Raw genomic sequence first — 4,948 nt, forward strand, 5'->3', positions numbered from 1 at the left:
TCGTTTCCGGGTACTTTTCAAAAAGCCACTTGGCCGTAATGCCTTTGAGCTTCTTGACGATATTTGTCACGCTCTCTTTGGGTTTGGCAGACAGCAGAATATGCACGTGAGTTGGCATTATTTCCAGAGCCTTGACCGTATACTCATTCTCACGGCAGATCTGCAGGATCTTGTCCTTGAGTGAATCGACAATAATCGGATTAGCCAAGGCTTGGTTGCGATACTTGATACACCAGACGATGTGGTAATTGAGGTTGTATGCGTAGCCTCGTCCATGGATGATATCTGGCTCATCATTCCTGAATTCGTATTTAACTATATGAGTCGTACCTTCTTTCAGCATTTGCAGTTCTTTAGCCATGTATATTATATCGCATACCGAACTAATGTTCACGTGCTAAAGCAAAAAAAGAGGGCGATTCAACTCGGCATTGAAATGCCAAGTTTTCTCGCCCTCAACGTAATAAATCAGGAAAGAAGGGGTTTCATTGCGTTTCTAATCTTGCTATTTCATAGTCGTTGCTTAAATTAAATAGGCACTGCCATTTTGACAGGACTGTTTTTTTCAAGGGGGTACTATGCACTTATGCAAGATTGGACCTGTGGGACTGTTCCAGCAGAAGTCTGTACTTGGATAAGTGCGGACTTTTTTCTTTGCTGGAGGTTTTTATGCCAACAATTTCAATCAATCAGCTGACTTTTGCATACCCAGACCAAGCTGAAAATCTGTTCGCCGGTTTAACCGTTAATCTTGACACATCCTGGAAGCTGGCCTTAGTTGGCCGCAATGGCCGGGGGAAGACCACCCTGCTGAAAATCATTGCTGGCTGCTTGCTTCAGCGAGCCCGATGCCTTCGTGCTCTTGGATGAGCCCAACAACCACCTGGACCTGGCCAGCCGCCAGCAGGTGGCCCAGTATCTGCGCGAGGCCAAGCAGGGCTACATCGTCGTCAGCCATGACCGTGCCTTTTTGAATCAGGTCAGCGACCACGTGCTGGCCCTTGAGAACCAGCAGGTGCACCTCTACCGGGATGACTTTGCCGGATACGAGCAGACCAAGAAGGACCGGGACGGCTTCAACCAGGCCAAGGACCGCAAGCTGCGCCGGGAGATCAAGGAACTGGACCGCAGCCAAAAGCGGCTGGCTGCCTTTGCCAATCAGGCTGAGCGGGGAGTCAGGGTCAAGAAAGGGGCTACGGCGGCGGAGAAGGCCGAGCTGAGGGACAAGGGCTTTTTGTCCAAGCGGGCGGCCAAAGTCATGAAGCGGTCCAAAGAACGTGGCCCGCCGCAAAGAGGACCAGCTGGAGGAAAAACAGGGTCTGCTGGCCAACATTGAAAAGACCCCGGCCTTGGACCTGAATTTCGTGCCGGACTATCATCAAAAGCTGCTGGAGATTAAGCACCTAAGCTTGCGGATCGCGGGCAAGGACCTGTTCACGGATTTGTCCCTGCAGGTCAAAAAGCAGGGGGTTATCGCCCTGGTTGGTCCAAATGGCTCTGGCAAGTCAACCCTGCTCAAGGAAATCCTCGCTAAACAGCCGCTGGTTGACCGGACTGGCCGCCTGGAACTGGCCAGCGGGCTCAAGATCAGCTATTTGAGCTAGGACAGCCTGGACTTTACTGGCAGCTTGCCCGCTTTTGCCAAGAAGATGCATCTGAACTATTCGGCCCTGTTAAACCAGCTCAGGAAGCTGGGCTTTGCCAGAGAAAGCTTTAATCTGCCCTTGCAAGAGCTGAGCCAGGGGCAAAAAAAGCGGGTGGCCTTGGCTAAGTCACTGGTTGAAGAGGCCAATCTCTACCTGTGGGATGAGCCGGCCAATTATCTGGATCTATTCAACCAAGACCAGCTGGTCAAGCTTTTGCAGGAGCAGCAGCCAGCCATGCTGCTGGTCGACCACGACCAGGCTTTGCTTCAAGCGGTTGCCAGCCAGATCGTGCATTTGCCTGAAGCTTAATCTTTTTACTGAAAGCGCTTGTATTCTATAATTGAGTTAGCAGACAAAATGCTCGTTTGCTTTTTGGCATAATCTATTCAAAGCAGGTGAGGAAAATGGCATACATCGAAGTCAAGCGGCTCTACAAGCGCTACCGGATGGGAGAAAACGTGATTGAGGCCAACCGGGACATCAATTTTTCCATCAACAAGGGCGAACTGGTCATCATCCTGGGCTCTTCTGGGGCAGGCAAGTCGACTCTGCTCAACGTTCTGGGCGGAATGGACACTTTTGATGAAGGCCAGGTCGTGATCGACGGCACGGATCTGGCAAATTTTAACGACTACCAGCGGACTGAATACCGTCGCCGGGACATTGGCTTCGTCTTTCAGTTCTACAACCTGATTGCCAACCTGACCGCCAGGGAGAACGTGGAGCTGGCCGTGGAGATCAGCGAGCAGCCCCTAGACCCTGGCCAGGTTTTGACCGACGTTGGCTTGAAAGAGCGGATGGACAACTTCCCTGCCCAATTGTCGGGCGGGGAGCAGCAGCGGGTGGCGATTGCCCGGGCAGTGGCCAAGCAGCCCAAGCTCCTCCTGTGCGATGAGCCAACCGGGGCCCTGGATTATGAAACAGGCAAGCAGGTCTTGCAGCTGCTCCAGGACATGTCCCGCAAGAAAGGCGCCACGGTCATCATCGTGACCCACAACGGCGCCTTGGCGCCAATCGCTGACCGGGTCATTCACTTGCGGGACGCGACCGTGGACAAGATCACGATCAATCCAAAGCCCCAGGACATCAAGACTTTGGAGTACTAAAGGCAGGTGGCAAAGATGCGCAAGAAGAAGTATTGGAAGAACGTTTTCCTGGCTTTTGCCGAGTCGAAGGGCCGCTTCCTGTCGATCGCGTGCCTTTTGATGATCGGCGCCATGGCCTTGGTCGGCCTTAAGGCTACCGCGCCAAACATAGAGCAGGCCGGGCAGGAGTACGTGCGGCAAAGCCGGCTGGCTGACCTGTTCGTGATCAGCGACTATGGCTTTTCCAAAGAAGACGAGTCGGAACTGCGCGCGGTCAAAGGGGCAAAAGCGAATTTGCCTGTTTTTCCGACGCGGCGATCAAGAACAGCAGCCAGGCGGTGCGCCTGTTTTCCATGCCGGTTGCCAGCAGCCAGTTTCAGCTGGTGCAAGGGAAAAAGCCGCTTAAAAAGAGCGAGCTTGCCCTGTCAAGCAACCTGAAGGGCAAATACCGCCTGGGGCAGACGCTTGAACTGGCAAAGGCGAATGGCAGTCAGCTCAAGCGGACCAAGTTCAAGATCGTGGCCTTTGTCAAGTCTGGGGAAATCTGGAGCCAGGAGACCATGGGCACGGCCAGTTCCGGGACTGGCCAGCTGGAGGCCTATGCTTACGTGGCAAAAAGCAATTTCTCCGGTCCAGCCAACCTGGCCCGCCTGCGCTATTCATCTTTAAGGCAAGACTCTTTTGCCAGCAAGGCCTACGCAAAAGCGGTCAGCCAGAAGCAGGCCGGTTTGACCAAGCTCTTGGCGGACAATGGGGATCAGCGCTTGCAGTCTATGAAGAAGCAGACCGGGCAAAAGCTGGACCGGCAGGAAAGCAGCCTCAAGAAGCAGCAGGCCCAGCTGGCGCTTTACCAGCAGCAGGGCGGACAAGTGACCAAAAAGCAGCTGAAGCAGCTGCAAGCCGGCCTGGCCAAGATTCAGGCCGCCAGAAAGCAAATGGCCAAATGGCCCAAGCCCAGCTATCAAGTCTATACCAGAGCCAGCCTGCCAGGCGGGGAAGGGTATCAGAACTTTGTCAGTGAAATCAGCTCCGTCGCGGCCGTCTCCAACGTCTTCCCAGTCGTGCTTTACCTGGTGGCAGCCCTGGTCGTCTTGACCACGATGACCCGCTTTGTCGATGAAGAACGGCAGAATGCCGGCATCTTTCGGGCTCTGGGCTACAACAAGCGCGACGTGATCCAGAAGTTCATCATCTATGGCCTGGTGGCCAGCACCGCTGGGTCGGTCCTGGGAATTCTGCTGGGCAACTACTTTATCTCGCCGATCATTTTAAGGATCGTCTGCATGGGCAGCGTCATTGACCAGGTGCCCTTGAAGCTGCACTTGTCCCTTGTGCTCTTTACCTTGGCCGCCGGGCTGGCGACTGCCGTCCTGCCCAGCTTGTGGGTGGCCTGGCGGGAATTGGCCGAGCAGCCGGCCAGCCTGCTTTTGCCAAAAGCACCAGTGGCCGGGTCCAAGATCCTGCTGGAGCGGATTAAGCCGCTCTGGCGCCGCCTGTCCTTTAACGGCAAGGTGACGGCCAGAAACATTTTTCGCTACAAGCAGCGAATGCTGATGACCATCTTTGGCGTGGCCGGATCGGTAGCTATCTTGTTCACCGGCCTGGGCATCCGCTCGTCGATCTCCGGCATCGCGGCCCACCAGTTCGGCCAATTGCTCCGCTATGACCTGCTGGTGGTGAAGAACCCCCAGGCCAGCCAGAAAGCGCAAAAAGAGCTGAAGGCCAAGCTGGCGTCAAATGATGTTGAGCGAAAGCTCCCGGTTGCTTTTTACCAATTGCAGGAAAAGGTGCCGGGGAGCGATGAAGCGCAGGCAGTCTCCTTGATCGTCAGCCAGGACAAGCAGCTGGGCGGCTTGGTCAAGCTGGATGAGCGGACCAGCGGCAAGCAGCTCCAGCTGTCCCAGAACGGCGCCGTTGTTTCTGAGAAGCTGGCCAGCCTGGCCCAAGTCAAGCCAGGCGAGGCGCTGCGGGTCAAGATCAATGGGCAAGCAGCAAAAATCAAGGTCGCGGCTGTCTGTGAAATGTACGCTGGCCATGCAATCTACATGTCGGCTGATTATTATGAAAAAGCAACTGGGAAGAAGTATCAGTGATATGACCCCCGAAATTAGGACACTAATTTCGGGGGTTATTTTCATGACTAAATACACTAAAGAAATCAAACTCGCTATTTACCACGAATGGGTAGACGATCATAGAAGAGGCACCTACCTCAGC

General features: G+C 54.4%; 4 protein-coding genes and 1 pseudogene. 4 read left to right on the forward strand and 1 reads right to left on the reverse strand.

The window, feature by feature from the left end:
- The coding region (gene tnpA, locus FYJ62_RS10055) for an IS200/IS605 family transposase (protein ID WP_456073122.1) at positions 1 to 319 on the reverse strand (319 nt) is incomplete at its 3' end.
- Between the two features lie 350 nt (positions 320 to 669).
- On the opposite strand from tnpA, the pseudogene FYJ62_RS10690 reads away from it, so the two are divergent.
- The 4 genes and pseudogenes from FYJ62_RS10690 (at position 670) to FYJ62_RS10085 (ending at position 4,824) form a co-directional block, all read left to right on the forward strand.
- A pseudogene (locus tag FYJ62_RS10690) lies at positions 670 to 1,955 on the forward strand (ATP-binding cassette domain-containing protein).
- Positions 1,956 to 2,050: 95 nt separating this feature from the next.
- Positions 2,051 to 2,752, forward strand: a complete 702-nt coding sequence (locus FYJ62_RS10075) for an ABC transporter ATP-binding protein (protein WP_154549543.1) — start codon at positions 2,051 to 2,053, stop codon at positions 2,750 to 2,752.
- Between the two features lie 15 nt (positions 2,753 to 2,767).
- A complete protein-coding gene (locus tag FYJ62_RS10080; RefSeq protein WP_154549544.1) occupies positions 2,768 to 3,169 on the forward strand; it encodes a hypothetical protein in 402 nt (133 codons plus the stop codon).
- Entirely contained in the window at positions 3,085 to 4,824 is a 1,740-nt protein-coding gene (locus FYJ62_RS10085; protein WP_154549545.1) for an ABC transporter permease, read from the forward strand. Before FYJ62_RS10080 ends, FYJ62_RS10085 begins: the two co-directional genes overlap by 85 nt.
- Positions 4,825 to 4,948: the final 124 nt, after the last annotated feature.

The organism is Lactobacillus porci (assembly GCF_009695985.1).
Lineage (GTDB): Bacteria > Bacillota > Bacilli > Lactobacillales > Lactobacillaceae > Lactobacillus > Lactobacillus absianus.

Coding starts and splice junctions, on each gene's coding strand:
- FYJ62_RS10080 (WP_154549544.1), top strand. CDS start 2,768: ATGCGCAAGAAGAAGTATTGGAAGAACGTTTTCCTGGCTTTTGCCGAG.
- FYJ62_RS10085 (WP_154549545.1), top strand. CDS start 3,085: ATGCCGGTTGCCAGCAGCCAGTTTCAGCTGGTGCAAGGGAAAAAGCCG.
- FYJ62_RS10075 (WP_154549543.1), top strand. CDS start 2,051: ATGGCATACATCGAAGTCAAGCGGCTCTACAAGCGCTACCGGATGGGA.